The following is a 25,329-nucleotide window of genomic DNA, read 5'->3' on the forward strand; positions in this document are numbered from 1 at the left end:
GCGGGAGGGGTTAGGGGAGGGGCTGTCAACCGCCGGTACGCGATCGGACAGGCCCCCCCGACCCCTCCCGCAAGCGGGAGGGGAGGAGATCAGGAATTGTCGTTCAGTTCCGCACCGCGTTGGGTTCGACCTTCTCGACCCATTTCGGATAGAAGGCCGGCTGCCGGTTCGACCAACCCGATGCGGTCGCCGCGGCTTCGCTGATCGACTGGAGCAGCTTGCGCCGGAGATCGGGGTGCAGTTGCGGCAGCGCCGCCGCCGCGCAGAAGGCGGCGGGTAGCCACGGCCGCACCTCGGCACCGATCAGGCGCTCGTACAGGAAGCGATAGGCCGAAAAGGTGGTGAGCCGCCCTTGGCCGAGATCGAACGCCGTCACCGTCATCAAGGGGCCGAGGAACGGTTCGATCGCATCGAGGCCGCTATCGTCAGGGATCATCAGCCGGATGTCCGGAAGCCGGCTGTAGAGCCGCGCCTGCGCGCGGATGCTCGCCGCCTCGACAACGTCGCGCGACCAGCGGCTCATCGCATCGTCGCGGTCCAGACCGATATCGAGCGACCGGCGCACATAGCGCTGAGTCGCCGACGAAAACCCCGCGAATTCCTTCATCTCCGCCAGCGTGACCGCACCATTTGCCGGCTTCATGCGCGCACCCATAAATCCACCCCGCTCGACCGTTGAACCGGGCGAGAATGCGCCGAGATGGTTGAGGCCATGCTGAACGCACCGTCGCCCGATATTCACATCGCATCATATTACGTGTTGCGATGCAACAAAGGTTGCGACGAACGGAGATCGAACTGCAACGTTACGGTAACGCGGGCGACATTTGTGTCTGGGCAGGCGACTTGCATCACGTTGCCGCCCCCGCCGACAGGCGGCGGGGGCGGAGCGCATCAGGCGGATTTTTCTTGCTGCAGCTTGCGTTCCGCGTCCTCGTCATAGCCGGAGGAGGCTGGCGGCGCGTCGTTGCTCTTGGGCTGGCTGGTCGAGGGCGGATCGCTCGCGTCCATCGATTCATCCAGGCCGCGGTCGAGCTTGGCCTCGGCATTCGCCGGGTCGCGCTCGAGTCGCGCGGTGATCGACTCGTCCCGGCCCGCATCCTTGCGGGAATCGTCGTCCTCACTCATTGCCGTTCTCCTAGCGGTTACGCGGGTAGAACGACTGAAACACAGGCCGCGTTCCAGCGGCTCATTCGTCGAGGCAAGTGACGACGATCTGCTGCTGGTTGAGCATCGCGGCGCCGAAGGTGGTCATGAAGGCGATGTCGGTGGCGTCGCGCCCGACCGCGATCCGCACCAGATCGCGCGCGCTGCCCATGCCCGTCGCGTCCACCAGCCGCCACGCCCCATCCAGCCATAGCTCGGCGACCGCGTGGAAATCGGACGGCTCGACGCCTGGCCCATAGGCCGAGACACAGCGCGCGGGGATGCCGCCGGCGCGGGCGAGCGCGACGAGCAGATGGGCATAGTCCCGGCACACGCCCTGGCGATTGGCGAAGGTCATCAGCGCCGTGGTGGCGCCGGTGCTGCTGCCCGTGGCGTAGGTGAGGTGATCGCCCACCCATTCGGCGAGCGCCGCGGCGAGCGCACCCCCGCGCAGGCCCGCGAACGTCTGTTCGAGGAAACCGTGGAACTGGTCCGACTCGCAATAGCGGCTCGGCATCAGGTATGGCACCGCCTCGGGCGGCAGCAGCCGCGGCGCGGTCTCACCGAGCGACGCGAGCGCGACATCGTCGCGCTCGATGGTCACGACCGCCTGATAGGTGGCGTGGAAGCGGTTTTCGGCAAGCGCCCAGCAGCGGACGCCGACGCCATCCGCGCCCGGCATCCCGCGCAGCGGCTCGTTGCTGGAAACCCGCAGATCGTCATAGTCCAGGTGCTGGTCCGCCATCGCCGCCGCCTGAACCAGCAGCAGCATGTCGGTCGCGCCGTCGATATCATAGTCCAGTTCGACGTCGATCTTGAGGCGCATCGTGATCCTTCAGGGCAAGCGAAAGGCCCGGCGGATCGCTCCGCCGGGCCCTCGCGATATCAGACGTTTGTGACGCCGCTTAGTTGCGGTTGCCGAACAGACGCAGGATGAACAGGAACATGTTGATGAAGTCGAGGTAGAGGCTCAGCGCCGACATGATGATCGTGTGCTGCTCGGCACCGGTGCCCGCCACCTGCGCATACAGGCTCTTGGTCCGCTGCGTATCGTAGGCGGTGAGGCCCGCGAAGATCAGCACGCCGACGAAGCTGATGACCAGCTCGAGCGGACCCGAGCGGAAGAACAGGTTGAGCAGGCTCGCCACGATCAGGCCGACCAGGCCCATGATCAGGAAGGTGCCCATCGCCGACAGGTTGCGATTGGTGGTGTAGCCGTAGAGGCTGAGGCCACCGAACGCCGCCGCCGCCGCGAAGAACGCCTGCGCGATCGCGACCGGCGAGTAGACCAGGAAGATCGTCGATAGCGAGAGGCCCATCGCCACCGCGAAGCCCCAGAACATCGCCTGAAGCGCGCCGGCGGACATGCGGCCACCGCCGAAGCTCATGCCGAACACGAAGCCGAGCGGCGCGAAGCTGATGACCCACTTGAGCAGGCCGGGGCCGCCGAACACCTGCGCGGCCATGCCGCTGGCGACGAAGCCCAAGGCGACGATGCCGCTCAGCAGCACGCCCGAGAGCATGTAGTTGTAGACCGACACCATATAGCGGCGCAGACCCGCGTCGAACGCGCCTGCGCGCGCCGCGGAGTCCGCCCCGAAGGGGGCTGCGCCGGGACGGGGATCAGACCAATTGGCCATTGTAGTACATCTCCTTGGACCGGCCATGTGCCGGTTCTTCGCGAATATCGGCGTTTGCGAGGGGGTTTTCAAGCAAATCCGCCTAAGGAGGATGTCGTTGTCTTCTGTTAATGGTGTGTTGCCATGCATCGACTTTTTGTTGCTCTCCGCCCGCCGCGCGCGATTCGCGAGCACCTCGCCGAAGCGATGCACGGCATCGCCGACGCGCGGTGGCAGGACGACGACCAGTTACACCTGACGATCCGCTATATCGGCGAGGTGGACCGGCGCATGGCCGAGGATGTCGCGGCCGCGCTCGGCCATGTCCATGCCGGCGCGATCACGGCGGCGGTGGCGGGGGTGGGTGCGTTCGAGCGGCGCGGGCGCGTCGATGCCGTGTGGGCGGGGCTGACGCCGCATGATGCGCTCGCGGCGCTCCACCGCAAGGTCGATCACGCGCTGGTGCGGCTCGGCCTGGCGCCCGAGGGCCGCGCCTATCTGCCGCACATCACGCTCGCGCGCGTGCCGCGCATCGCCGATCCTCAGGAGATCGAGCGCTGGCGCGCGGCGCAGGCGGGGCTGGCGAGCGCGCCGTTCGCGATGGAGCATCTGATCCTGTTCGAAAGCACGCTCGGCAGCGAGGGGGCGCGCTACGACACGGTCGCGCGGTGGCCGCTGGGGTGAGCCGACCACCCGTTCGTCCCGAGCGAACTCGAGAGACATGCCTCATGCAATACGCACGGTGTCTCGACTGCGCTCGACACGAACGGATGGTCGGGCAGTCGGCGGCGCTCAGATCCCGTCGATCATGTCCGCCAGCACTTCCAGGCACGATCGCGCGAGCCGCTTGCACCGCTCGGGCGACCAGCCGAAGTCGGGATCGGCATTGGCGTCATGGTCCTTGAAGGGCATCTCCAGCGTCATCGCCACCGCGCCGAAGCGGTTGGCGAGCTGGTTGGTCGACATGGTGAGATTGGCCTTGCCGGGCGCCGATTTGCCATAGCCCTGCTCCATCTGGAAATCGGGCGTATGCGCGGTGAGGCGGCGCTGGAAATCGTAGAACTTTTCGCCCTGCGCGTCGGTCCAGTTGGGAATGCCTTCGAACCCGGCGATGAAATTGGCCGGGATCGATTCGTCGCCGTGAACGTCCATCGCGAAGGCGACGCCGGTCGCGTCCATCGCGTCGCGCACGCACAGCACCTCGGGGCTCCTCTTCAAGGTCGGCGCATGCCATTCGCGGTTGAGGTTCACGCCCGCCGCGTTGGTGCGCAGATGGCCGCGGAAGCTGCCGTCGGGGTTCATGTTGGCGACGATGTGGAAGGTCGCCTTGGCACGCAACGCCGCCGTCACCGGGTCGGCGGCGTCGGTGAGGCGTTCGAGCGCGCCCTCGATCCACCACTCGGCCATCGTCTCGCCGGGGTGCTGGCGCGCGTAGAGCCACACCGGCTTCGGCCCGTCGCCGAGCGTCAGGCAGTCGATCGCGCGCCCGTCGAGCGTCTGGCCGAGCTCGCGGTGGGTGACGCCGGGTTGCCGCGCCATCCGCGCGATCAGGGCGTCATGCCGGTCCATCGTGTACGGCGCGAAATAGGCGAACCACACGAGATCGCTGCTCCCGTCCGAGCCGAACTCCAGCGCGCCATCGGCATAGCGGGTCGGCGCGAGCCGCCACGTCTCGCGATCGGTGCTCATCCGCACCTTGTAGCCCGGCCAGCCCGGCGGATAGGCCGATCCGGCGGCGTTGACGATCCGGTAGGTGAGCGCGCGGCCGCGCGCACCCGCCACCCGGAAGTGGAACCACTGGTAGAAATCGCTGTCCTTGTCGGTGACGATTTCCAGCGTGACGACATCGCCGTCGATCCCGACCACGCGAATGTTGCCGCTGTCGAAGGCGGCGTTGATGCTGATGCTCATCGTACCGTGATAGTGCTGCCCGATTTGCCGGGGAAGCCCCGGAACAGGGCATCGGCGAGTTTGTGCGCGGTGACGTCCGCTTGCGCGGCCGCCGCCGTCTCGGGGGTGGCGGTGCGCGCGCGGCCTTCCCACACCACGGTCGAATCGCTGCGGCGTTTGATCTGCACCGACAGTTCGGTGAGGATCACGTAGCGCTGTTTGGGCTTGCCGATCGGGAACGAGATGCCGCCGCCGAGGCCGACCCCGCCGCCGCTGCGCCGCCCGCCGGTGAAGCCGCCGCCGCCGAGACCCAGCGATACGCCGGAGCGCTGCGCCGGGCCGTCCTCCTCGGTGGTGCGGGCGAAGCCCACGATGGCGAGGAACTGGCCGGGTTCGCCCGCCGCCGGCACGCCATAGCCATATTTCAGCGCCTCGGTCTGCACCGCGGCGGCGTAGGTCTTGAATTCGAGGCTGGCGGGCGAGCCTCCCGGCATGGGTTGGACGGCGAGCGTGCCGGTCTCGAGCGGCTCGCCGATGTTGAAGCGGGTCACCTGCACGGGGCTTCCGCCCGTCGTCGCGCAACCCGCGAGCGCCAGCGCGGGGAAGGCCATCGCCGCTGCAATCAAGGCTTTCATTATCGTGATTCCTTACCCTTACGAACGCGCTCGTTACCCTGGTGGAACGCTCACGCGGCGTTATCGTATCCCGCTTGAGCCGCAAGGATTTGTCAGCAATGTGTCGGCGGCATGAGATTTTTACCGGGCGCGCCGCCTTGACTTGGCGGGGGCGCGACTATAGGCGAGCGCCTCTTTTCACGAACCCCTGAACCAAGAAGCGAATCGATCATGAAGATCCGCAATTCCCTGAAGTCGCTCAAGGACCGGCATCGCGACAACCGCGTGATCCGTCGCCGTGGCCGCACCTATATCATCAACAAGACCAACCGCCGCTTCAAGGCCCGCCAGGGCTGATCGTGGCGGCGATGCCGTCTGTCGTCATTTTCGACGTCGGCAATGTCCTGTTCGACTGGAACCCACGGTTCCTCTACGAGCGCCTGATCGACGACGATCGGGCGCTCGATGCGTTCCTGCGCGATGTCGCGACCAAGGAATGGCATTTCCAGCATGACGCTGGCCGTCCCTTCGCCGAGACCTCGGCGGAGCTCGCCGCCGCGCATCCGCAGCATAGCGCTCTGATCGCCGCCTGGGGGCCGCGCTTCATCGAGCAACTCGGGGATATGCTGCCGGGCATGCGCGAGATCGTCGAGCAGCTCGATGTGAACGGTGTGCCGCTATATGCGATCACCAATTTCTCGGGCGAGTTCTGGCCGCCGTTCCGCGACCGTGAGGCGGACATCTTCGATCGCTTCCGCGATATCGTCGTCTCGGGCGACGAATTGCTGACGAAGCCCGACCCGGCGATCTATCACCTCGCGCTCGATCGTTTCGGCGTGGCGGCGGCCGATGCCGTATTCATCGACGACCGTGCCGACAATGTCGCGGCCGCAAACGCGGTTGGCATCCACGGCGTGCTGTTCGAGAATGCCGCGACGCTGCGCGCCGATCTCACCGGCTTCGGATTGCTGTAGACGCACGCGCGTCCCGCGCGTTCAGGTGGAATGGCGCACAAAAAGCTCAACCTCCCGACCAAGATCTGCGCTGCGTGCGCGCGACCGTTCGCGTGGCGCAAGAAGTGGCAGCGCGATTGGGACAACGTCAAGTTCTGCTCTGACCGCTGTCGCGCGCAGGGCGCGCGCGAATAGCGCAGGCGCTGTTACGCCGACTCGATTGCGCCGGCCGTCCGTTTGGTGTACACCGCGTACACAAGGAGCTTGGCGATGGAAATGTCGGTACGGGAAGCTCGCGCGAATTTCGCCGCGGCGCTGGACGCTGCGGCGAAGGGCGAGCAGGTCATCATCACCAAGAACGGCGAACCGATCGCCGAACTCGGCCCGCCGCGCAAGAAGAAGGGCGGGTTCGACTTCGAGCGCAACGAACGCGTCCGCAAGGAACTTGGCCTCGACAAATATGACGGGCCGCCACTCGACGATGCGTGGCTGGAAGAGTTCAACGACGCGGCTTGGGGTCGGGAGTTGTTCGGGCTTGGCGATGATTGGCAACCTGGTCGTAAATGAGGCTGTTGCTGGATACCCACATTCTGCTTTGGATGGCGCGATTCCCCGAGCGGCTGAACCGACGCGAGCGGGACGTCCTTGCCAATGAGGGTGTTTCGCTGCTCGTTTCGGTTATTTCTATCTGGGAAATCCGGATCAAGTGGCAGAAGTTCGATCGCAATGGTGTCCGAAAGGGTGTGCTTTCTCCGGATGACGCACTTGCTTACGTAGCGCGGCATGGCCTCGAGCTCGTTCCGCTATCGGGCGCGGATTGCGTGATACCGCTCGATCCCGGCTTGGAACACAACGATCCGTTCGACGAGATGTTGCTTGTGCATGCGCGAAGGGTCGGTGCGAGGCTGCTGACGCGCGACCGCCAGTTGGTTGCACACCCGCTGGCATTCATCCCCGCCTAATCGCTACCTTCCGCGTCCACGCCCAAAGCCACCGCATCGATCTCCCGCAGCATCGCGACGAAGTCCGCCACCCGTGCCGCATCGAAGCCGCCGAAAATGCGGCGCTCCAGCTCCAAGGCTTTGGGCGCGACCTGTTCGTAGAGCGCCTGCCCGGCCGAGGTCAGCCGCAGCAGATGCGAGCGGCGGTCCCCGGCGTTGGGGACACGCTCGACAAGCCCGCGCTCGACCAAGGCAATGGCAGCGCGGCTCACCGTCACCTTGTCCATGCGGGTATTCGCGCCGATCGCCTGCTGGGTGATGCCGTCGCTTTCCGCGATCACCGCGACCAGTCGCCATTCGGGAATCGTGAGCCCGAACAGCGCCTGATAGGCGCGCGCGATCCGGTCGCTCACCAGGTTGGAGGTGAAGGAGAGCCGGAACGGGAGGAAATCGTCGAGCTTCAAGGCGGCGTTAGGCATCGCATCAGCCTAAGCGGCCGCGCCGCCGGGTTCAACCGGCGGGCAAACTCGCCTTGGGGAAGCCCGCCCACGCCGCATCGTAATCGGGCTGGGCATGTTCGAGCGCGAAGCGCGTCGGGCGATAGGGCCAGCAGCTTTCGACCATGAACGCCATCGTGTCGGTGATCTTGCGTGGTTGCAGTTCGGCCTCGCTCGCCGCGCGCCAGCTCGCCACGTCCGGGCCGTGCCCCGCCATCAGATTGTGCAGCGACAAGCCGCCGGGCGCGAACCCCTCGGCCTTTGCGTCATACGCACCGGTGATGAGGCCCATGGCTTCGGACATCACGTTGCGGTGGAACCAGGGCGGCCGGAACGTATCCTCCGCCACCATCCAGCGCGGCGGGAAGATGACGATATCGGCGTTGGCGCGACCGGGTACGTCCGATGGCGAGGTCAGCAAAGTGAAGATCGAGGGGTCGGGATGATCGAAGCTGACGCTGCCGATCGTGTTGAACCGAGCGAGGTCATACCGCCACGGCGCGAGGTTGCCATGCCACGCCACCACGTCGAGCGGGCTGTGGTCGAGCGTGGTTATCCACAGAGTTCCCAACGCCTTTTGCACAAGCTCGCACCGTGCATCGACATCCTCGAACCACGCCACTGGCGTCTCGAAATCGCGCGGATTGGCGAGGCCGTTGGCGCCGATCGGGCCGAGATCGGGCAGGCGAAACAGCGCGCCGTGGTTCTCGGCGATATAGCCGCGCGCAGCCCCATCCGGCAGCAATGCGCGGAAGCGCACGCCGCGCGGCACGAGCGCGATCTGGCCGGGCGCGACGTCGATTTGGCCGAGTTCCGTCAGCAACGTGAGGCGGCCGGCTTGCGGCAGGAACAGCAGCTCGCCATCAGCATTCACGAACGCGCGGCGCGTCATGTCGCGGTTGGCGGCGTAGAGATGGACCGCCACGCCCTCCAGATCGGCGGGGTCGCGGTTGGCGAGCATCGTGGTGATGCCGTCGATCAGGTCGGTCGCCTCAACTGGCGCGGCGATCGGCGACCAGCGCAACCGGTTGGGCGCCAGTGGCGTGTCGCTGGTGCCCGGTGCGAAGCGGGGCGCGCCCGCGTAGCGCGCATAGGGCGGATGCTCGGCCGACGGGCGCAGTCGGTACAACCAGCTCCGCCGGTTCTCGTGGCGCGGCGCGGTGAAGGCGGTGCCCGAGAGCTGCTCGGCATAGAGGCCGAAGGCGGGGCGCTGCGGCGAGTTTCGCCCGATCGGCAGCGCGCCGGGCACGGCTTCCGTGGAAAAGTGGTTGCCGAAGCCGGTGAGATAGTCGGTCAATTCGCGGCTCCTTCAAACGCCCCCGTTCGTCCCGAGCGAAGTCGAGGGATGGCCCCACGCGCCACGCCATGTGTCTCGACTGCGCTCGACACGAACGGCTGTGGACGCGGAGGGGGTTGGACTTACCCCTCCACCGTCACCACGCCGCGGCGAATCTGATCGAGTTCGATCGACTCGTACAGCGCCTGGAAGTTGCCATTGCCGAACCCTTCATTGCCCTTGCGCTGGATGATCTCGAAAAAGATCGGCCCGAACATGTTTTCGGTGAAGATCTGGAGCAGCAGCCCGTCGGTCTCGACATCGCCATCGATCAGGATACGGTTGCGCTTGAGCCGCTCGAGATCCTCGCCGTGGCCGGGAACGCGCTTGTCGACCAGCTCGTAATAGGTCTCGATCGTGTCCTGCAATCGCACGCCGCGCGCGCGCAGCGCCTCGACGGTGGCGTAAATGTCGTCGGTGGTCAGCGCGAGATGCTGGATGCCTTCGCCGTTATACTCGCGGATGAACTCCTCGATCTGGCTCTTGTCGTCCTGACTCTCGTTGAGCGGGATGCGGATCGCGTGATCGGGCGCGATCATCGCCTGGCTGAACAGCCCGGTCGCCTGGCCCTTGATGTCGAAGAACTTCTGCTCCTCGAACCCGAACAGCGTGCGGTAGAATTCGCTCCAAACGCGCATCTGCCCGCGCCGGACATTGTGGGTGAGGTGATCGAGCAGATCTAGCCCGACGCTGTTCGCCGCCTCCTTCTCGCGCCAGCCGGGGAGCTCGGCCCAGTCGGCGTAGAGGTCGATGCCGTCCTGGATGAAATAAAGATACGAGCCGCCGATCCCCTGGATGACGGTGTCGTCTTCCTCGGTCGGCTCGGCGCCATTGGCGAGCGCCCATTCCATCGCCTTGGCGGGATCCGCGACGCGGAACGCCATCGCGCTGGCCGAGGGACCATGCTCGCCGCGGAACGCGGCGACGCGGCCGGCCTCGTCGCGGTTTATCATCAGGTTGATGCGCCCCTGCTTGTAGCGGGTGACGTTCTTGCTCGGGTGGCGGTGGGTCGGCGTGAAGCCGAGTTGTTCGAACAGCCGGCCCATGCTTTCCGGATCGGGCGAGGTGAACTCGACGAACTCGAAGCCGTTGAGGCCGAGCGGGTTGTGCGGCGAAGCGGGGGCGGTATCTTGTATCATGTGATACTAGATATGCCTCCAGGCAGATGGTGTCAAACGCAACCATCTCACTTCGCCCGCCAAGATCGTCGCCCCGGCGCAGGCCGGGGCCGTTGAGTTTGGGGCAACCGCCTAGCCAAGCAACGTAGCGGCCCCGGCCCGCGCCGGGGCGACGATCAGGCTGGGCGCCGCCTCTGCCGCGCGACATTGCGCGCGCCGCCTACGATCCGCGAGAGGATCAACTCGTCGAACCCGGCATAGCCCAGCCCGAGATGATCGGGCCGCACGCTCGCGGTCGCGATCAGGCCGAGCGCGCCCGTGCGCAGGCCGATACGCCCGACCCGCGCCCAGCGCCGCGCCGTCTCCCAGCGCAACAGCCGGCGGCTGGCGGCATCGGGGCGCCGCGTCTCGATGAAATGGGTTTGCAACCGCACCAGCGCGTCGCCCAGCCGTCGCAGCGTGGCGCGGTCGGGCACGGGGATTTGGCCCATCACGTGGCGCACCAGCAGCGCCGCGACCGCCTCCGCCTCGTCGCCAAGGTGGTCGCGGTGGGCGTCGGCGAGGATCGACACCGAACAGGCGCGCAGTTCCTCGACCCGGCGCTGCGACAGGCCGCCGCCATGCCGGCGATAGGTCACCAGTTCCGCGTCGAGCCGCGCGATCGTGCCGAGCCGCGCGATGCGATGATAGAGATCATAATCCTCGGCGCAGATCAGCTCGGGCCGCATGAAGATGTCGAGCTTGCGCGCGGCCTCGGCGCGTATCATCACCGACGACCAGACCAGCGGGTTCTCGATTCTGAGCAGCCATTCGATCACGCTCGGCGTCGTCGCGGCGGCGAGCGTCGCGGGGAGGATCGCGCCGTTTTCGAGGATGTTTGCGGCGGTGCCGAGCAGCACCGTGTCGGGATGCGCGTCGAGATAGGCGACCTGTCTGGCGAACCTGTCGGGGTGGCAGAGATCGTCATGGTCGAGCGCGGCGAGATAGCGCCCGCGCGCGTGCGAGAACGCCGTGTTGCGCGCCAGCACGACGCCCTGGTTGGCGGCCGATTCTATCACGCGGATGCGCGGATCGCCGATCGCCCTCAAAACCGCGACGCTGTCGTCGGTCGAGCGATCATCGACCGCGATCAGTTCGAAATCGCCGAACGTCTGCGCCTGTAGCGCCGCGATCGTCTCGCGCACCAGCGCCGCGCCATTGTGGATCGCCATCAGCACGCTGATCGTCGGGGCGGGGGCCGGTATCATCGCGGGCGGTGTATCGCAGGCGATGCTAAAAACCCGTTACGGCGGCTATTCCCCGCTTTGCGCGACGAGGCCGAGCCGCGCCTCGATCCGGTCGAGCCGCTCGGCGATCGCCATGTCGATCTTCTCGTGCAGCCGCAGGATCTCCAGTTCGGTGCGCAGGTTCACCTCGTAATCGAGGCTCGCGGCGAGCCGGTCCTTTTGCGACTGCCGGTTCTGGCTCATCATGATGACCGGCGCCTGGATCGCGGCGACGGTCGACAGCATCAGGTTGAGGAAGATGAACGGATACGGATCGAACGCGAGGCCCCAGCGCGTCAGCACGTCGCTGTTGAGCAGCATCCAGGCGAGCAGGATGATCGTGAAGATGATGATGAACGACCACGAACCGCCGATCGCCGCGACCTTGTCGGCGAGCCGCTCGCCGTAGGTCGAACGTTCGTCGGCGACATCGGCGGCGTCGCGCGCGATCGGCAGCCGCGACTCGATCTTGTCGAGGACGTTGCGCTCCTCGGGGTCGAGCGCCTGGCGGTGGCGGCCGGGGAACATGCGGGCGAGGGGGTTGTATTGGGAGGCCATGTCGCCGCTTACTCCAGTTTCATCGGCAACGCTGGCGCGACGTAGGTCGCTAGATCGAGCGTCCATTCGGTGCGGCCATCCGCGCGTTCCGCCGTCTTGGCGAAGCCGAGCTTGGCGAAATGATCGCGCACCATCGCGTTCTTGGCGGTCGGGATATACTCGCCCGCCAGCCGCGCCGCGCCGGCCGCGCGCGCCGCCGTGGCGACATGCGCGAGCACCGCTTCCTCGACCCGGCGGCCGAGGACGCGGCAGCTCATCAGCCAGGTCTCGCAGCGCCACTCCTCCGCGCCACGCGCGAAGATCAGCACCGAGATCATGCCGTTGTCGCCGAAACGGTCGGCGAGGCGCACCTGCATCGTGAAGCGCGTGGGATCGGCGGCGATCGCGGCGATATCGGCCTCGGTGTAGCGGCGCGTCGTCAGGTTGAACTGGTTCGATTTGTTGGCGAGCTGCGCGATGCGGGCGCGGCCGGCGTCGTCGAACGGCGCGATCGTGCAGACCATCTCTAGCGACGCGTGATAGTCGGCGAGGTTGCTGATGTTGGTCAGTGCCGCCGCGCGCTCGGCATTGGCGCTGTACATCGCGGCGCGACCGCGATCCTCGTCGCCGAACGAAATGGCTTCGAAATAGCCCGCCTGCCCGAGAATGCGGACGAAGTCGGCGGGATTGGCGCCGACCTCGGGCACCGCCACCTCGGGGAGTTCCTGGCGGACCTGCGCGCGCTCGGCGGGATTGTCGTCGAGAAAGACGAGCGCATCGGTGCCGATGTTGAGCGTCGCGGCGATCGTGCGCAGGTTCGTCGCCTTGTCAGTCCAGTTGGCGAGGAACACCGCGATATGCTCCTCGCGCAGCAGCATCTCGCTATGTCCGGTGAAGGGCAGGCGTGCCGCCGCATCCTCGTTCTTCGAACAGACCGCCAGCACGATGCCGCGCGCGCGAAGATCGAGCGCGAACGCCTGCACCGCCAGATGCGCCTCGCCGGTGCCGGAACCCTGGCCGAGCAGGATGCCGTCGACCCCGTCGTCGCCGATGATGCCGCCCCACAAGGTATTGTCGAGATCGAGCACCAGACATTTGCGCGACAGCCCGCGGAACGCCGCGAGCAGCCCGCCGAGCTTGTCGGCGTAGAGCGGCAGCGCCTCGACCGCGAAAGGCAGTTTGGCGTCGTGCCACAGCCGCGCGTCATGCCATTGCGCCAAGCCGACCGTGCTGGCGAGAAACGCGACGTCGAGCACCAGATCGCCGCTTCCGGTGACGTCCCGCAACAGCCGCGCGTTGAACTCGGCGACCAGCCACCGCACCGTGCCGGCGAGCTGGCCGTCGAAACTGCCGAACAGACTTTCGACCGGGGGGACGAGCGTCTGCACGATCACCGGCGCGCCGGCATGATCGCGTCCGCCGGCGCGTAATGCGGCGACATAGTCCAGCGCGCGGGTCACGGTCGCTTCGGCTTCGCTCGCATCGAGGCAAGGGCGAGCGAGGCCGAGCGCCTGGGCGTCGAGCGCGAGCAGGATGACATCTGGCGCGGCCTGGACGAGGCTCGATCTGGGATCGAGCAGCGCCTGCGCCGCTTGCCCGTAATCGGCGAGATCGACGCTCAGCAGCAGCCCGTGGCGCAAGGCGGCGGCGGGAAGCGCGTAGGCGATCGTCTTGGCCGTGTGCGACGCGACGATGCCGAGCTTGAGCGGCCTCAGCCCCGCGTCTGCCAAATCGGCGGCACGCGCGGAAACGACGCGGCCAGCCTGTTCGAGCTGGGTCGCGTCCAGCGCGAACTGCACGAGCGCCCGCAAACCAGCCGCATCGACGCCGTCCGCGGTGCGGATCGCCTTGAGGCGGGCGCGGAAATCGGCCGGGGGCGGCAGCAGCCAGGGGAGGGCGAACGGATCGCTCACGGTCGCGCGCTCAGCCGGATCTTACGCGATATGCGCGGCGATGCTGTCGACAAGATCGCCGACCTTGGAGAAGCCTTCGATTTCGGCGCTGGAGAAGCGGAAGCCGAAACGCTTCTCGACCGCGACGATGAAGCGGATGTGGCTGAGGCTGTCCCACTCGTCGATCACCTCGGCGGAGAGATCGTCGGAATATTCGAGGTCATCGAGATCGAACACGTCGCACATGATCTCGGTAACGATGCCGGTGATCTCTTCGCGGTTCATGCTGTCTTCCCTTACGAATGCGGCGCCGATCTGGCGCATATCGCCCGGCAAGGCAATCGCGCAAACGCGGTTCGCTCAGCCGACGCTGAGGAACCAGCGCTGCATGCTCTCCAGCCCGATCGCGGTGAGCTTGCCGCCATAGGCCGCGCCGGTGTCGATGCCGATGCGGTTGGGCTGGACATCGACCTCGCCCATCGGCGTGTGGCCGTGGATGATGAATTTGCCGAAGTCGCCGCGATGATCGAGGAATGGCTGCCGTATCCAGCGCAGATCGGTGGGTTGCTGCGCGTCGAGCGGAATGCCGGGCCGGACGCCGGCATGGACGCAGAGATAGCCGCCGATCTCGACCCGATCGTCGAGGCCGGAGAGAAACGCGACGTGCTCGGCGGGGACACGCGCGCGCATCACGTCGATCAGTTCGGCATCGCTGCCCGAGGCATAGATCTCGTCGACGATGCCGTAGCTGGCGAGCGTCGCGTCGCCGCCGATCCGCAGGAACATGCCGAGCGCATCGGCATCGCCGTCGAGCGCGAGCAGAAACACTTCCTCATGGTTGCCGATGATGCAGGACACGCGATCGTCCGACAGGACGAGGCCGCGCACGCGCTCCACCACGTCGCGCGAACCAGGGCCGCGATCGATCAGGTCGCCGAGGAAAATTAGCCGCAACCTTGCGGGGGCGCGGCGGGCATGATCGGCGAAGACATCGTCGAGCAACGCGTCCAGGAGATCGGCGCGGCCATGCACGTCGCCGATCGCATAGGCGCGCACGCCCGGCGGGATCATCGGCGGCGGTGGCGGCGGCACACGTTTCTGGAACGGTAAGCGGAACATGATCAGCCTTCGATACGCCCATCAGCGGCGGCGCGCCACCACGGGATCAGAAGGCGTTCCGGTGCAGCAATACGCGGAACGTCATGGCGATGATGAGCAGGTCGCGCCAGATCGACCAGGTATCGAGATATTCGAGATCGGCCTGGAGCCGGTTGCGCAGATCCGATTCATAGACGGTCGCACCGCGATAGCCGCGCACCTGCGCCAGTCCGGTCAGACCAGGCTTGGCGGCGTGGCGATGCCAATAGCGGGTATCGACCTCCCAGAACAATTTGTCGGCGGCGCGTGAGCCGAGCGCGTGCGGGCGCGGGCCGACGATGCTCATGTCGCCTTTGAGCACGTTAATAAGTTGAGGAAGTTCGTCCATACTGGTGCGGCGGATGAACTTGCCGACCCGCGTGATCCGGTCGTCGTCGCGCGAGGCCGAGCGATGGCCGGCGGCATCCGATTCGAGCACGCGCATGCTGCGGAACTTGAGCATCTGGAACATCTGGTTGCCGCGCCCGATGCGGGTCTGTTTGAAGAAGACCGGGCCGGCGCTGTCGAGCTTTACGAGCACCGCGATGACCGCGAGGATCGGCAGCAGCGCGAGCAGCGCGCCGAGCGCGAGCGTGAAATCGAAGGCGCGCTTCATGAACCGGTCGAACAGGCCGAGCGGGCCGTTGGCGATCACGATCGTGGGCTCGCTACCGTGATTGCCCATGCCGAGCGGTGCCAGATCCCGCAATTCGGGCGCGACGATCTCGCTCTGGATGTTGGCGCCCTTCAGCGCGTGCGCCCAGGCGGTGCGGCGCTCGGGGCTGCACGCAACCACGACGCGATCGGCGCTTTCGAGCGACTTGGCGAGCCGGTCGTACATCACCGGATCATGCTGTTCGGGATCGAAGAACGCTTCCGGCGAAATCACTACCGAGAAATTGCCCGGCGGAACGCTCTGCCCTCCTTCGCAGATCAGGATCACGCTGAACGGGTTGCCGCCGATGATCGCCGGCATGTGCTTCACGAACCCATAACGCGCCGCGATCAGCGAGCCGAGCGAGAAGATCGCCCCGATCGTCACCAGCATGCGTGGGAAGCCTTCGGACGCGCGCACGAAGAAGGCCACGAAGATCACCGCGCTGATCGCGATGACGAGCGCCTGCGCGCCCTTGGCGACGGAGCGGATCGGATCCTGAAGGTTGGTCGAGGCATAAGCGTGCGCGTTGAGCGCGATCACCAGATACATCGGGAGCAGCACGGCGAGCAGGACCAGCCAGTTCTTGTCGCTGCCGAACCGCGCCTGGAGCAGCGCGGCGACCACGAACGAGATCGTGATGCACGAAAGATCGAGCACGACGAGCCCGGTAAAGGCGCGGCTGCGCAGCGCGGAGGCGCGGGGGCGCCACGAAGGTTTGCCGACCGAGGTCATCGAATCACGAGACCCAGGCTCTTGCGCCCAGTCGGATCGTCCGAATTCCAGGTTCATGATGGTTTCCCGCGCAGTGATTCAACCGTTGCGTGCCCATAAAAGTAGAGGAATTCATCTTGGTTATAAAGCGCATTTTTGCAGTGCAGCATAAAATGGCGGCACCGTGACCTTACTACCGCACAGCCGTGACGCAAGGACCGGACGGATGATCTGAAAAGACCGCGAAGTAATAGGCGGACCTCGGCGCTGTACGCTCGCGACATCCGCGTTCACCGGGCCGGGACGAACGCCCGATCGCAACGAGCAATGTGCGGGGTAGGACCGCGTCGATGCACGAACGCCCGCCCTAAGTCGCCGCCATGCTGATCGACGTGACGCCGCGCGCAAGGCGTGATAGCCGACGCGGTCGGTTGCGTTCCCCAACGCACTTTCCATCGCGCTCCCCTTCTTGCAGCAACGGCCAGTATCGGTCCCTGGTCGCAAGCGATCGGAAACGTGCGCGCAATGGCACATTGCGACACGATCACGCAATGACGATCATCCGTGGCGAACGCGATATGTTTCTGTTGAATTTCCGCCGCCTCGGTCCGGCGGCGGGTCAGGGCGGTCAGCCGGCGAGGCGGAGCGGTTCCGTCTCCCCCCACGCCCTTGGCGCGGGTTGGTCCGGCCAGATGCCGCGCGTGTCATAGACCTGCTTGTCGATACGCTCGTCGAGCGGGACCGATTTGAACATGTCATGATCGACCAGCACGATCATGATACCGCATCGCTCGATCGCGGAGTCGATATCGATCAGGCCTGCGCCGGTGCCGGCGAAGGCGTCGGGCAGCGTGTTGGTATAGGGTTCGACCACCGCGATGCGGTTTCCGAAGCGGCGCGCCAGCTCGGTCGCGACCTTGAGGGCGGGACTTTCGCGGAAGTCGTCGATGTTCGCCTTGAACGCGAGGCCCAGGCACGCGACCGGCACGCCCGGCTGCGCCGCGATCAGCGCGGCGGCGCGCGCCACGACATAGTCGATCTTGGCGTCGTTGACTTCGCGCGCGGTGCGGATCAGCGGCGAATTGGCGGGATCGGCATGGACGAGGAACCAGGGATCGACCGCGATGCAATGCCCGCCGACGCCGGGGCCGGGCGACAGGATGTTGACGCGCGGGTGGCGGTTGGCGAGGCGGATCACCTCCCATACGTCCACGTCCATCGTGTCGGCGAGCCGGCTCAGTTCGTTCGCGAAGGCGATGTTGACGTCGCGGAACGCATTCTCGGTGAGCTTGGTCATCTCGGCGGCGCGGCTCGTCGTCGTCACGCACGCGCCGCGCACGAAGCGGCGGTAGAAGGTGAGCGCCTTTCGCGCGCAGCGGGGCGTGATGCCGCCGATCACGCGGTCGTTGTCGATCAGCTCGACGAGGATGCGGCCGGGCAGCACGCGCTCCGGGCAATATGCGATCGCGATGTCGGCGGCCTCGCCGGTCTTGCCCGGCACCTTGAGATCGGGGCGGAGCTTCGCGAGCAGATCGCGCACCTTCTCGGTGGTGCCGACCGGTGAGGTCGATTCGAGGATCACCACGTCGCCGGCTTTCAGCACCGTCGCGATCGTGGTGGCGGCGCGCAGGACGTAGCCGATGTTGGGGGCATGATCGTCCGCGAAGGGAGTCGGCACCGCGATGACGAACACGTCGGCTGGCTCGACCTCGGTGGCGGCGCGCAGCGTGCCGCGCGCGACCACGCCCGAGACCAGGCCGTCGAGATCGACTTCCTCGATATGGACCTTGCCCGAATTGACCGTTTCGACGACGTGTTCGCTGACGTCGATGCCGAGCACCTTGGCGCCGGTGCGCGCGATCACCGCGGCGGTGGGCAGCCCGATATAGCCGAGGCCGACGACGACGACCTTGAGTTCAGCGTTCGAAACCATCAGCGACGATCCTTGCAATCCGCTCGGATGCATGACCGTCGCCGAACGGGTTGTGGGCGCGGGCCATGACCGAATAGGCGTGCTTGTCGTCGAGGAGGGTTGATATTTCGGAAACGATGCGGTCGGAATCCGTGCCGATCAGCTTGGCCGTGCCCGCGATCACGCCTTCCGGGCGCTCGGTCGTCTCGCGCATGACGAGAACGGGCTTGGCGAGCGCGGGAGCCTCCTCCTGCACGCCGCCCGAATCGGTCAGCGCGATCTCGCACATGCCCAGCGCTCGGATGAAATGCGGATAATCGAGCGGAGCGATTCGGGCGACGTTGGCGCGCTCGCCGAGCACCGCGTCCATCACTGAGACGACGTTGGGGTTGGGGTGGACCGGGAACAGCACCGCCGTGTCGGGCCGGTCGGCGATGCGGCCGATCGCGCGCGCGATGTTCTCCATACCGCCGCCGAAATTCTCGCGCCGATGCGTGGTGACGAGGATCAGCCGCTTGCCCTGGAAACGCTCGGCGATCTCGTCGAGCCCGGCGGCGAGCGCCGGATCGGCATCGAGCTTCGCGCGGGTGGCGTGGAGCGCGTCGATCACGGTGTTGCCGGTGACGTGGATCGTCGCGGGCGCGATATTCTCGCGGCGCAGCGCCTCGGCGGCGGTTTCGGTCGGCGCGAAATGCTGGTCCGCGATCGGTGCGACGATGCGGCGGTTTACTTCCTCGGGCCACGGTTGGTATATATCCCCCGAGCGTAGGCCCGCCTCGACATGGCTGACGGGCACTTTCCTGTAATATGCGGCGAGCCCGCCGACCATCGCGGTCGCGGTATCGCCCTGCACGATGACACGATCGGGCTTTTCGGCGTCCATAACGCCGCCCAGTCCGGTCAACAGGCGCGCGGTGAGCCGGTCGAGCGACTGGCCCGGCTCCATCAGGTCGAGGTCGATGTCCGGCGTGAGGCCGGCGATCGCGAGCACCTGATCGAGCAAGCCGCGATGCTGGGCGGTGACGCAGGTTCGCACGGTCAGGCCGGGCACCCGTTTCAGCGCCGCCACGACGGGGAAGAGCTTGATCGCCTCCGGGCGCGTGCCGAAGATGAGGAGGACGGTGCGCGGGGCTGAGGTTGTCATGTCGGAGCCTTTGCCGTCGGAGCGTTAAAGTCCGGCTAACCGGATCATCGTGACGAAGAATTCATGACCAAGGCAAGGCGGCCGGGAGTATGCGGCCGCCATTCGTTTTTGAAATCGCCACCGGAGCTTGGGTCGCACGGCCCGGGGCGTTACTGACGGAGCTTAATTGAATGGATATCGTGCAGCGTATTTCCTGCATCTTCGGAAGACATCACCGCAGTCGTCACTCGGTCTGGCATGACGGCACCGCTTTCCGCAGCGTTTGCAAGGGGTGTCGTGTGCCGATGGTAAGGGATTTCCATGGCTGGCACGTACTGGGCGAGGAGGAGCGGCCGGCGACGAAGCCGGGCTCCTAATCCGCCGCGCCGCCGCATCCGGGGCAGCCGGGGTCTTTGGGCAGGCCGATCGTACGGAAGCGAAAGGCAAGCGCATCGACCAGCAGCAGCTTGCCCGCGCTGTCCTCTCCAAAACCGGTGATCGCGCGCAGGACTTCGAGCGCGGCGAGGGTGCCCATCACCCCCGCCATCGCGCCGAGCACGCCGGCCTCGGCGCAGCTCGTCTCGGGGCGGTCGGGATCGTCGCCGACGAAGCAGCGGTAGCAGGGCTTGTCCGGCTCCCAGCCACGGAACACCGCGAGTTGCCCTTCGAATTGCGCGACCGCCGCCGAGACGAGCGGTACGCGCGCCGTCAGCGCCGCATCGGCCACCGCCAGCCGCACGGTGAAACTGTCCGTCCCGTCGAGCACGACGTCCGCACCCGCGATCAGATCGGCGGCGTTGCCGGCATCGAGCCGCGCGGAGCGCCGCGTTACGCGCACCGCCGGGTTGAGCCGCATGACCGCCGCCGCCGCCGTCGCGACCTTGGGGGTGCCGACATCGTCGCCGCCGAAGATCGTCTGCCGCTGGAGGTTGGAAAGATCGACGCGATCGTCGTCGATCAGGATCAGCTCGCCGACTCCGGCGGCCGCGAGATACTGGATGGCGGGCGATCCGATCCCGCCCGCGCCGACCACCGCCACGCGCGCGGCGCGCAGCTTCATCTGCCCGGCGCCACCGACTTCGCGCAGGACGATGTGCCGGGCGTAGCGTTCGAGTTCAGCGTCGCTCAGCGTCATCCATGCCAATCATAGACCAGGGTGGCGCGATACCACATCGTCACCGTGCCCGCGTTGAGATTGGCGCGCGCGAAGCTGCTGACAAGCCCCGCGCTATATTGTTCGACCGTCGGGCAATCGATCGCGCGCGGCACCGCGCGGCGCAGCGTGCCGTCCTGATCGACGAGCGTCGCGACATCGACCTTGACGACATAATGGCCATCAGCCGGCTTCGGCACCGCGCAGCGCCCGGCGGCGATCTCGCCGGCGACAAACTTCACGAGCGGCGCGGTGAGCGTCGGCGCATCGACATAGGGGATCGGCGCGAGCGTCGACCAGTCGGTCGGCAGCGGCGGCAGGTCACCGGTCGCCTGAAGCAGCAAGGCGAGCCCGAGCATCACCGCCCGGTCGATCCGAACCCGCCGACGCCGCGCACGGTCTCGTCGAGATCATCGGCCTCGTCGAGCGCCGCGCGCTGGACGGGGGCGGGGACGAGCTGCGCGATCCGGTCGCCGCGCGCGATCTCGAACGGTTCCTGGCCGAGATTGGCGAGGATCACCTTCACCTCGCCGCGATAATCGCTGTCGATCGTGCCGGGCGTGTTGAGGCAGGTGACGCCATGTTTGAGCGCGAGCCCCGAGCGGGGCCGGACCTGAACCTCGAACCCGTGTGGAATCGCGATCGCGAAGCCGGTCGCCACCGCCGCGCGCGCGCCGGGCGCGAGCGTCAGCGCTTCGGCGGCGACCACGTCCATGCCGGCGGCGCCGTCGGTCGCATAGGCGGGCAGGGGAAGGCCCTTGCCGTGATCGAGGCGCTTGATGCTGATGGTGATCGGCGGGGGAGTCATGGCGCGCATCTTAGCGGTTTTGACGCATTTGTCTAAGGGCGCGCGCTCATCCGCGTCCGGCGAGCGTCGCCAGGATCCGCTCGGCGAGCGCCTTCGCGACCTCGTCCTTGGGCATGCGCGCCCAGCTTTCGACGCCGGATTCGGTGACGATATGGACCGCATTGTCCGCGCCGCCCATCACGTCGCCCGACACGTCGTTCGCGACGATCCAGTCGGCCGCCTTGCGCGCGCGCTTGGCGGTGGCGTGTTCGATGACGCGCTCGGTCTCGGCGGCGAAGCCGATCAACAGGCGCGGTCGACGGGGGCTGCGGGCGAGCCCGGCGAGGATGTCGGGGTTTTCGACGAGGTGAAGCACGGGCGTGCCCGCGCCTTTCTTGATCTTTTGCGGCATGCTCTCGACCCGCCAGTCGGCGACGGCGGCGACCAGCACGGCGGCGTCGGCGGGAAGTGCGGCCTCGACCGCGTCGGCCATCTCGCGCGCGGTCTCGACATCGATGCGATCTACGCCTGGCGGTGTGGCGAGCGTCACCGGCCCGGCGACGAGGGTGACGCGCGCACCGAGCGCCGCCAACGCCCCGGCGATCGCGAAGCCCTGTTTGCCCGAGGAGCGGTTGGCGATGTAGCGCACCGGATCGATCGGCTCATGGGTGGGGCCGGCGGTGACGAGGATGTGTGGCGTTTTCGTCACCCTCACCCTTCCGTCGCTTCGCTCCTCCCTCCCTCTCCCAATGGGAGAGGGAAGGCCCCCCCCCGGCGCAGCCGGGCGGGAAGGGTGAGGGTGACTATCACGCGCCGAGCGCCGTCCGTATCGCCGCCAGGATCGCCTCCGGTTCGGGCAGGCGCCCCGCGCCGAACTCGCCGCAGGCCATCGGGCCTTCGTCGGGCTCGATCACGGTCACACCGTCGCCGCGCAGCGTCGCGACGTTGCGGCGGGTCGCGGGATGGTGCCACATCCGCACGTTCATCGCCGGCGCGGCCAGCACGGGCTTGTCGGTCGCGAGGAGCACGGTCGTCGCGAGGTCGTCCGCCATGCCGACGGCCATTTTCGCCATCAGATCGGCCGTGGCCGGCGCGACCACGATCAGGTCGGCCTCGCGGCTGAGCTGGATATGCCCCATCTCGGCCTCGTCCTTGAGATCCCACAGCGAGGTGAACACTTGGTTCTCGCTCAGCGCCGCCAGCGTCATCGGGGTGACGAATTGCTGCGCGGCGGCGGTGGGCACGCAGCGCACCGAAATGCCGGCCTTGCGGCACAGCCGGATCAGCTCGCACGCCTTATAGGCGGCGATCCCGCCGCCGATGACGAGCAAAATCTTCACCGCACCACCCGCGTTACCGTGATTCGCCGCCGTTCGGCAGCGGCGCGGACCAGGTCGCGCACGCCATCGGGCGCGAAGGCGAGGCCGACGAGGAGCGTGGGCGCGATCATCAGCCCCCAATAGAAGGTGTCGGCGCGCCCGAACAGCGCGATCAGCACGGCATAAGCGGCCAAGGTCACTGTCACGCGCAGGCCGAGATCGCTCTCCGAGGCTGCCCAACCCGCCAGCGCGAGCGCAACTAACGGCGCCGCCACCGCCAACGGAAACAGCGTGAGCACGGTCGAAACCGCGATCGCCTCGGCGAAGAAGCCGAAGCCGAGCATCCCGGCCCAGCCTGGCGACGCGGGATCGGTCGCATGTACGACTTGCGAGACGGCGTGCGCGTGCAGCGCGATCACCACCGCGAACACGCCGAGCGTGGCGCCCCAGACCAGCCCCTCACGCCGTTGGCCCTGCACCAGCGCGAGCACCGCCATGATCGCGACGTAGAGCGCCGCCGTCTCGCGGATCAGCATCGCCATCATCCCGAACGCCACCGCCTCGACCCAATGACCGGGACGGCGCAGCGCGAGCGACAGCGCGATCAGCAGGCCGGCCCAAACCTCATGGAACGCGGCCAGGTCGCTCTGAACGAAGCCGAGCATTCCGCCGGCGAGCAGCAGCAGCGCGACCACCAGCGGAAGGCGCCGCGCGAAGGCATCTCGCAGCCGGAAGAACCACGCGATGAAGACGCCGAGCGCCAGCGCGTCGAGCAACGCCACGAGAGCGCCGTCCGGCAGCGCCGCCTCGATCACCGCCAATGTCGGCAGGCGGAAGGTGACGAACGGTTTGAGCGGGAAATCGCCCGCGCGCAGCGATCGCGCCGCGACGCTGTAATAGTCGCCGCCGGTGCGCACACCCTCGACGATCGTCTGATAGAGGTTGAGATCGGTCCGCGCCGACTCGGCGGATGGGTCGCTCGCAGGCATCGGCAGCGCGAACAGGCTCGCCACGATGAGCAGCGCGAGGCCGATCAGCACCAGCCGCGCCTGTCCGCGGCTCAGCCGCGCGAAGCGGCTGGGCGCGGCGAGCCAGAGTGGGGCGACCGTGCGCGGCACCGCGTCAGTGCAGGGCCAGCCAGGCGGCGGCGAAGCTGGCGCTCGCGCTCACCACCGCGACCAGGACATAGCGCATCGCGATGTGCCGCCCTGACCCGAGTACCGCGATCGGCCGCATCGGCGGCTCGGGCGGCGCGCCGCCGGGGCTGGGGAATTGGCGCTCGATATTGCGCACGAGCTCGGGGATGCGCGCCAGCGTGCGCAGATCGGTGATGAGCCGGTCCGCGACGGCGGCCTCCGGCCCGAGCTCGGTGCGGATCCATTCGCGCACGAAGGGGGCGGCGGTGTCCCACAGGTTGATGTCGGGATCGAGGCTGGTCGCGACGCCTTCGACCATCACCATCGTCTTCTGCAGCAGCAGCAGATGGGGTTGCGTGCGCATGTCGAAATCGCGGGTGATGTTGAACAGGCTGTCGAGCATCATCCCGATCGACATGTCCTTGACCGCGAGACCACGCATCGGCTCGCCGACCGCGCGCAGCGCCGTCGCGAATTCGGCGACATTGTGGTGCGGCGGCACGTAGCCCGCCTCGAAATGGATTTCGGCGACACGCTTATAGTTGCCGGTGATCAGCCCGTAGAGGATCTCGGCGAGCCAGACGCGCGCGCGCCGGTCGATCCGGCCCATGATGCCGAAGTCGATCGCGGCGATCCGGTCCCCCGGCAGCGCGAACAGATTGCCCTGATGCATGTCGGCATGGAAGAAGCCCTCCGCGATCGCCTGGCGGAGAAAGGCGTGGACGAGCGTGTTGGCGAGCTTGGGCAGATCATACCCCGCCTCGACCAGCGCGGCGCGGTTGGACAGCTTGATGCCGTCGATCCATTCGAGCGTCAGCACCTTGCCCGTGGTGCGCTGCCAGTCGATCTTGGGGACGACGAAATCGGGTTCCGCCGTCATCGCATCGGCGAGTTCGGAGGCGGAGGCGGCTTCGCGGCGGAAATCGAGCTCGCGCGCGGTCCAGCGCTTGAACGTGGCGATGACGAGGCGCGGGCGCAGCCGGGCGAGCTCGCCGCCCATCGCCTCGATCTGCGCGGCGGCCCATTCATAGGTGTCGATCGCCTGGGCGAAATCCTCCTCGACGCCCGGACGCAGCACCTTCACCGCGACCCGGCGCCCGTCGGTGGTGACGGCGCGGTGGACCTGCGCGATCGAGGCCGCGCCGACGGGCACCGGATCGATCGAGGCGAACAAGGTCGCCGGATCGCGCTGGAACGCCTTCGCCATCGCGGCGTGGATGGTCTCGTACGGGAGCGGCGGCAGCGCATCCTGCAAGCGCAGCAGATCGTGCGCGGCGGCATCTCCGACGATATCGGGCCGGGTCGCGAGCGTCTGCCCGAGCTTGACCGCGGCCGGGCCGATCGCGTGGAAGGCGTCGGCATAGCGCGGCGTCGCGGGGACGCGCGCGCCGAACCGTGCGATCCGCACCAGCCGGCGGATCGGGGTGGGCGTGTTGGGATCGCGCTCGATGCCCTGAAGCGCGCCGTGCCGCGCGAGGATGCGGCCCCATTTGAGCAGTCGCCAGAGATGGACGGTGGGGGTGGTCACAGCTCCCCTCCCGCTTGCGGGAGGGGTTGGGGGAGGGCGTGTGTCAGGCGACGCGTC

General features: G+C 67.2%; 28 protein-coding genes and 1 pseudogene. 6 read left to right on the top strand and 23 right to left on the bottom strand.

What is annotated here, in order from left to right; all coding sequences use genetic code 11:
* Window positions 1–103 precede the first annotated feature (103 nt).
* The 4 genes from PX554_RS22445 to PX554_RS22460 form a co-directional block, all read right to left on the bottom strand.
* Entirely contained in the window at window positions 104–643 is a 540-nt protein-coding gene (locus PX554_RS22445; protein WP_476712854.1) for a hypothetical protein, read from the bottom strand.
* A gap of 251 nt (window positions 644–894) precedes the next feature.
* Window positions 895–1,128 (bottom strand): hypothetical protein, encoded by a 234-nt coding sequence (locus PX554_RS22450; protein WP_093222637.1) that lies wholly within the window; start codon window positions 1,126–1,128, stop codon window positions 895–897.
* A 61-nt stretch (window positions 1,129–1,189) separates the two neighbouring features.
* Window positions 1,190–1,972: a transglutaminase-like domain-containing protein gene (locus PX554_RS22455; RefSeq protein ID WP_093222635.1), complete on the bottom strand. Its 783-nt coding sequence runs from the start codon at window positions 1,970–1,972 to the stop codon at window positions 1,190–1,192.
* 79 nt (window positions 1,973–2,051) lie between these two features.
* Window positions 2,052–2,786 carry a Bax inhibitor-1/YccA family protein gene (locus PX554_RS22460; RefSeq protein ID WP_093222634.1) on the bottom strand — a complete coding sequence of 245 codons (735 nt, stop codon included), beginning with the start codon at window positions 2,784–2,786 and terminating at the stop codon, window positions 2,052–2,054.
* 123 nt (window positions 2,787–2,909) lie between these two features.
* Here PX554_RS22460 and thpR point away from each other — a divergent pair, with 123 nt between their 5' ends.
* On the top strand, window positions 2,910–3,449 hold the full coding sequence (gene thpR, locus PX554_RS22465) for an RNA 2',3'-cyclic phosphodiesterase (protein ID WP_093222632.1): 540 nt from the start codon (window positions 2,910–2,912) through the stop codon (window positions 3,447–3,449).
* A gap of 108 nt (window positions 3,450–3,557) precedes the next feature.
* Here the strand turns inward: thpR and PX554_RS22470 are convergent, their stop codons facing one another.
* Window positions 3,558–4,676, bottom strand: coding sequence for a M14 family metallopeptidase (locus PX554_RS22470; protein ID WP_275504591.1), 1,119 nt, complete (start codon window positions 4,674–4,676; stop codon window positions 3,558–3,560).
* Window positions 4,673–5,290 carry a hypothetical protein gene (locus PX554_RS22475; RefSeq protein WP_093222629.1) on the bottom strand — a complete coding sequence of 206 codons (618 nt, stop codon included), beginning with the start codon at window positions 5,288–5,290 and terminating at the stop codon, window positions 4,673–4,675. The genes PX554_RS22470 and PX554_RS22475 overlap by 4 nt, the downstream gene beginning before the upstream one ends.
* Before the next feature lie 210 nt (window positions 5,291–5,500).
* On the opposite strand from PX554_RS22475, the gene ykgO reads away from it, so the two are divergent.
* From ykgO to PX554_RS22500, 5 genes are all read left to right on the top strand, one after another.
* A complete protein-coding gene (gene ykgO / locus PX554_RS22480; RefSeq protein WP_069205031.1) occupies window positions 5,501–5,626 on the top strand; it encodes a type B 50S ribosomal protein L36 in 126 nt (41 codons plus the stop codon).
* Between the two features lie 11 nt (window positions 5,627–5,637).
* On the top strand, window positions 5,638–6,243 hold the full coding sequence (locus tag PX554_RS22485) for an HAD-IA family hydrolase (protein WP_275504592.1): 606 nt from the start codon (window positions 5,638–5,640) through the stop codon (window positions 6,241–6,243).
* Window positions 6,244–6,273: 30 nt separating this feature from the next.
* Window positions 6,274–6,417 carry a DUF2256 domain-containing protein gene (locus tag PX554_RS22490; RefSeq protein ID WP_275504593.1) on the top strand — a complete coding sequence of 48 codons (144 nt, stop codon included), beginning with the start codon at window positions 6,274–6,276 and terminating at the stop codon, window positions 6,415–6,417.
* A 75-nt stretch (window positions 6,418–6,492) separates the two neighbouring features.
* Complete coding sequence (locus PX554_RS22495) at window positions 6,493–6,789, top strand: type II toxin-antitoxin system Phd/YefM family antitoxin (protein WP_275504594.1); 297 nt, start codon at window positions 6,493–6,495, stop codon at window positions 6,787–6,789.
* A 5-nt stretch (window positions 6,790–6,794) separates the two neighbouring features.
* The gene (locus PX554_RS22500; RefSeq protein WP_275504595.1) at window positions 6,795–7,184 is read left to right on the top strand and encodes a type II toxin-antitoxin system VapC family toxin; all 390 of its coding nucleotides are present in this window, start codon (window positions 6,795–6,797) and stop codon (window positions 7,182–7,184) included.
* Here the strand turns inward: PX554_RS22500 and PX554_RS22505 are convergent.
* From PX554_RS22505 to ubiB, 17 genes and pseudogenes are all read right to left on the bottom strand, one after another.
* Window positions 7,181–7,642 carry a MarR family winged helix-turn-helix transcriptional regulator gene (locus tag PX554_RS22505; protein ID WP_093222623.1) on the bottom strand — a complete coding sequence of 154 codons (462 nt, stop codon included), beginning with the start codon at window positions 7,640–7,642 and terminating at the stop codon, window positions 7,181–7,183. The two genes, PX554_RS22500 and PX554_RS22505, sit on opposite strands and share 4 nt — an antisense overlap.
* Before the next feature lie 31 nt (window positions 7,643–7,673).
* Complete coding sequence (hmgA, locus tag PX554_RS22510) at window positions 7,674–8,957, bottom strand: homogentisate 1,2-dioxygenase (protein ID WP_275504596.1); 1,284 nt, start codon at window positions 8,955–8,957, stop codon at window positions 7,674–7,676.
* A 122-nt stretch (window positions 8,958–9,079) separates the two neighbouring features.
* Window positions 9,080–10,135: a 4-hydroxyphenylpyruvate dioxygenase gene (hppD, locus tag PX554_RS22515; RefSeq protein WP_275504597.1), complete on the bottom strand. Its 1,056-nt coding sequence runs from the start codon at window positions 10,133–10,135 to the stop codon at window positions 9,080–9,082.
* Window positions 10,136–10,290: 155 nt separating this feature from the next.
* Complete coding sequence (locus tag PX554_RS22520) at window positions 10,291–11,361, bottom strand: glycosyltransferase family 2 protein (protein WP_275504598.1); 1,071 nt, start codon at window positions 11,359–11,361, stop codon at window positions 10,291–10,293.
* Window positions 11,362–11,406: 45 nt separating this feature from the next.
* The gene (locus PX554_RS22525) at window positions 11,407–11,937 is read right to left on the bottom strand and encodes a DUF1003 domain-containing protein (RefSeq protein WP_093222613.1); all 531 of its coding nucleotides are present in this window, start codon (window positions 11,935–11,937) and stop codon (window positions 11,407–11,409) included.
* Window positions 11,938–11,945: 8 nt separating this feature from the next.
* The gene (locus PX554_RS22530) at window positions 11,946–13,829 is read right to left on the bottom strand and encodes an HAD-IIIC family phosphatase (RefSeq protein WP_275504599.1); all 1,884 of its coding nucleotides are present in this window, start codon (window positions 13,827–13,829) and stop codon (window positions 11,946–11,948) included.
* A 21-nt stretch (window positions 13,830–13,850) separates the two neighbouring features.
* Window positions 13,851–14,093, bottom strand: a complete 243-nt coding sequence (locus PX554_RS22535; protein ID WP_256326109.1) for an acyl carrier protein — start codon at window positions 14,091–14,093, stop codon at window positions 13,851–13,853.
* Between the two features lie 75 nt (window positions 14,094–14,168).
* Window positions 14,169–14,927: a metallophosphoesterase gene (locus PX554_RS22540; protein WP_275504600.1), complete on the bottom strand. Its 759-nt coding sequence runs from the start codon at window positions 14,925–14,927 to the stop codon at window positions 14,169–14,171.
* 46 nt (window positions 14,928–14,973) lie between these two features.
* Window positions 14,974–16,392 (bottom strand): exopolysaccharide biosynthesis polyprenyl glycosylphosphotransferase, encoded by a 1,419-nt coding sequence (locus PX554_RS22545; RefSeq protein ID WP_093222605.1) that lies wholly within the window; start codon window positions 16,390–16,392, stop codon window positions 14,974–14,976.
* A 550-nt stretch (window positions 16,393–16,942) separates the two neighbouring features.
* Window positions 16,943–18,247, bottom strand: coding sequence for a UDP-N-acetyl-D-mannosamine dehydrogenase (gene wecC / locus PX554_RS22550; RefSeq protein WP_275504601.1), 1,305 nt, complete (start codon window positions 18,245–18,247; stop codon window positions 16,943–16,945).
* Window positions 18,231–19,370: a non-hydrolyzing UDP-N-acetylglucosamine 2-epimerase gene (gene wecB / locus PX554_RS22555; RefSeq protein WP_275504602.1), complete on the bottom strand. Its 1,140-nt coding sequence runs from the start codon at window positions 19,368–19,370 to the stop codon at window positions 18,231–18,233. Before wecB ends, wecC begins: the two co-directional genes overlap by 17 nt.
* A gap of 352 nt (window positions 19,371–19,722) precedes the next feature.
* On the bottom strand, window positions 19,723–20,484 hold the full coding sequence (locus tag PX554_RS22560; RefSeq protein WP_275504603.1) for a HesA/MoeB/ThiF family protein: 762 nt from the start codon (window positions 20,482–20,484) through the stop codon (window positions 19,723–19,725).
* Entirely contained in the window at window positions 20,481–20,861 is a 381-nt protein-coding gene (locus PX554_RS22565) for a hypothetical protein (RefSeq protein WP_275504604.1), read from the bottom strand. Before PX554_RS22565 ends, PX554_RS22560 begins: the two co-directional genes overlap by 4 nt.
* A complete protein-coding gene (dut, locus tag PX554_RS22570) occupies window positions 20,861–21,310 on the bottom strand; it encodes a dUTP diphosphatase (RefSeq protein WP_275504605.1) in 450 nt (149 codons plus the stop codon). Before dut ends, PX554_RS22565 begins: the two co-directional genes overlap by 1 nt.
* 46 nt (window positions 21,311–21,356) lie before the next feature.
* Window positions 21,357–22,629 (bottom strand): annotated as a pseudogene (locus PX554_RS22575) (bifunctional phosphopantothenoylcysteine decarboxylase/phosphopantothenate synthase).
* Window positions 22,626–23,726: a hypothetical protein gene (locus PX554_RS22580; RefSeq protein WP_275504606.1), complete on the bottom strand. Its 1,101-nt coding sequence runs from the start codon at window positions 23,724–23,726 to the stop codon at window positions 22,626–22,628. The pseudogene PX554_RS22575 and the gene PX554_RS22580 overlap by 4 nt, the downstream one beginning before the upstream one ends.
* A 4-nt stretch (window positions 23,727–23,730) precedes the next feature.
* Window positions 23,731–25,272 (bottom strand): 2-polyprenylphenol 6-hydroxylase, encoded by a 1,542-nt coding sequence (gene ubiB / locus PX554_RS22585; protein ID WP_093222585.1) that lies wholly within the window; start codon window positions 25,270–25,272, stop codon window positions 23,731–23,733.
* Window positions 25,273–25,329 lie beyond the last annotated feature (57 nt).

Origin of the sequence: Sphingomonas pollutisoli (genome assembly GCF_029167165.1) — a bacterium.
GTDB classification, from domain to species: domain Bacteria; phylum Pseudomonadota; class Alphaproteobacteria; order Sphingomonadales; family Sphingomonadaceae; genus Sphingomonas; species Sphingomonas pollutisoli.

What these genes read in the sequence shown, in the direction of transcription:
- PX554_RS22445 (WP_476712854.1), bottom strand. Translation starts at nt 643, where the DNA reads ATGAAGCCGGCAAATGGTGCGGTCACGCTGGCGGAGATGAAGGAATTC.
- PX554_RS22450 (WP_093222637.1), bottom strand. Translation starts at nt 1,128, where the DNA reads ATGAGTGAGGACGACGATTCCCGCAAGGATGCGGGCCGGGACGAGTCG.
- PX554_RS22455 (WP_093222635.1), bottom strand. Translation starts at nt 1,972, where the DNA reads ATGCGCCTCAAGATCGACGTCGAACTGGACTATGATATCGACGGCGCG.
- PX554_RS22460 (WP_093222634.1), bottom strand. Translation starts at nt 2,786, where the DNA reads ATGGCCAATTGGTCTGATCCCCGTCCCGGCGCAGCCCCCTTCGGGGCG.
- thpR (WP_093222632.1), top strand. Translation starts at nt 2,910, where the DNA reads ATGCATCGACTTTTTGTTGCTCTCCGCCCGCCGCGCGCGATTCGCGAG.
- PX554_RS22470 (WP_275504591.1), bottom strand. Translation starts at nt 4,676, where the DNA reads ATGAGCATCAGCATCAACGCCGCCTTCGACAGCGGCAACATTCGCGTG.
- PX554_RS22475 (WP_093222629.1), bottom strand. Translation starts at nt 5,290, where the DNA reads ATGAAAGCCTTGATTGCAGCGGCGATGGCCTTCCCCGCGCTGGCGCTC.
- ykgO (WP_069205031.1), top strand. Translation starts at nt 5,501, where the DNA reads ATGAAGATCCGCAATTCCCTGAAGTCGCTCAAGGACCGGCATCGCGAC.
- PX554_RS22485 (WP_275504592.1), top strand. Translation starts at nt 5,638, where the DNA reads ATGCCGTCTGTCGTCATTTTCGACGTCGGCAATGTCCTGTTCGACTGG.
- PX554_RS22490 (WP_275504593.1), top strand. Translation starts at nt 6,274, where the DNA reads ATGGCGCACAAAAAGCTCAACCTCCCGACCAAGATCTGCGCTGCGTGC.
- PX554_RS22495 (WP_275504594.1), top strand. Translation starts at nt 6,493, where the DNA reads ATGGAAATGTCGGTACGGGAAGCTCGCGCGAATTTCGCCGCGGCGCTG.
- PX554_RS22505 (WP_093222623.1), bottom strand. Translation starts at nt 7,642, where the DNA reads ATGCCTAACGCCGCCTTGAAGCTCGACGATTTCCTCCCGTTCCGGCTC.
- hppD (WP_275504597.1), bottom strand. Translation starts at nt 10,135, where the DNA reads ATGATACAAGATACCGCCCCCGCTTCGCCGCACAACCCGCTCGGCCTC.
- PX554_RS22520 (WP_275504598.1), bottom strand. Translation starts at nt 11,361, where the DNA reads ATGATACCGGCCCCCGCCCCGACGATCAGCGTGCTGATGGCGATCCAC.
- PX554_RS22525 (WP_093222613.1), bottom strand. Translation starts at nt 11,937, where the DNA reads ATGGCCTCCCAATACAACCCCCTCGCCCGCATGTTCCCCGGCCGCCAC.
- PX554_RS22535 (WP_256326109.1), bottom strand. Translation starts at nt 14,093, where the DNA reads ATGAACCGCGAAGAGATCACCGGCATCGTTACCGAGATCATGTGCGAC.
- PX554_RS22540 (WP_275504600.1), bottom strand. Translation starts at nt 14,927, where the DNA reads ATGTTCCGCTTACCGTTCCAGAAACGTGTGCCGCCGCCACCGCCGCCG.
- PX554_RS22545 (WP_093222605.1), bottom strand. Translation starts at nt 16,392, where the DNA reads ATGAACCTGGAATTCGGACGATCCGACTGGGCGCAAGAGCCTGGGTCT.
- wecC (WP_275504601.1), bottom strand. Translation starts at nt 18,247, where the DNA reads ATGGTTTCGAACGCTGAACTCAAGGTCGTCGTCGTCGGCCTCGGCTAT.
- wecB (WP_275504602.1), bottom strand. Translation starts at nt 19,370, where the DNA reads ATGACAACCTCAGCCCCGCGCACCGTCCTCCTCATCTTCGGCACGCGC.
- PX554_RS22560 (WP_275504603.1), bottom strand. Translation starts at nt 20,484, where the DNA reads ATGACGCTGAGCGACGCTGAACTCGAACGCTACGCCCGGCACATCGTC.
- PX554_RS22565 (WP_275504604.1), bottom strand. Translation starts at nt 20,861, where the DNA reads ATGCTCGGGCTCGCCTTGCTGCTTCAGGCGACCGGTGACCTGCCGCCG.
- dut (WP_275504605.1), bottom strand. Translation starts at nt 21,310, where the DNA reads ATGACTCCCCCGCCGATCACCATCAGCATCAAGCGCCTCGATCACGGC.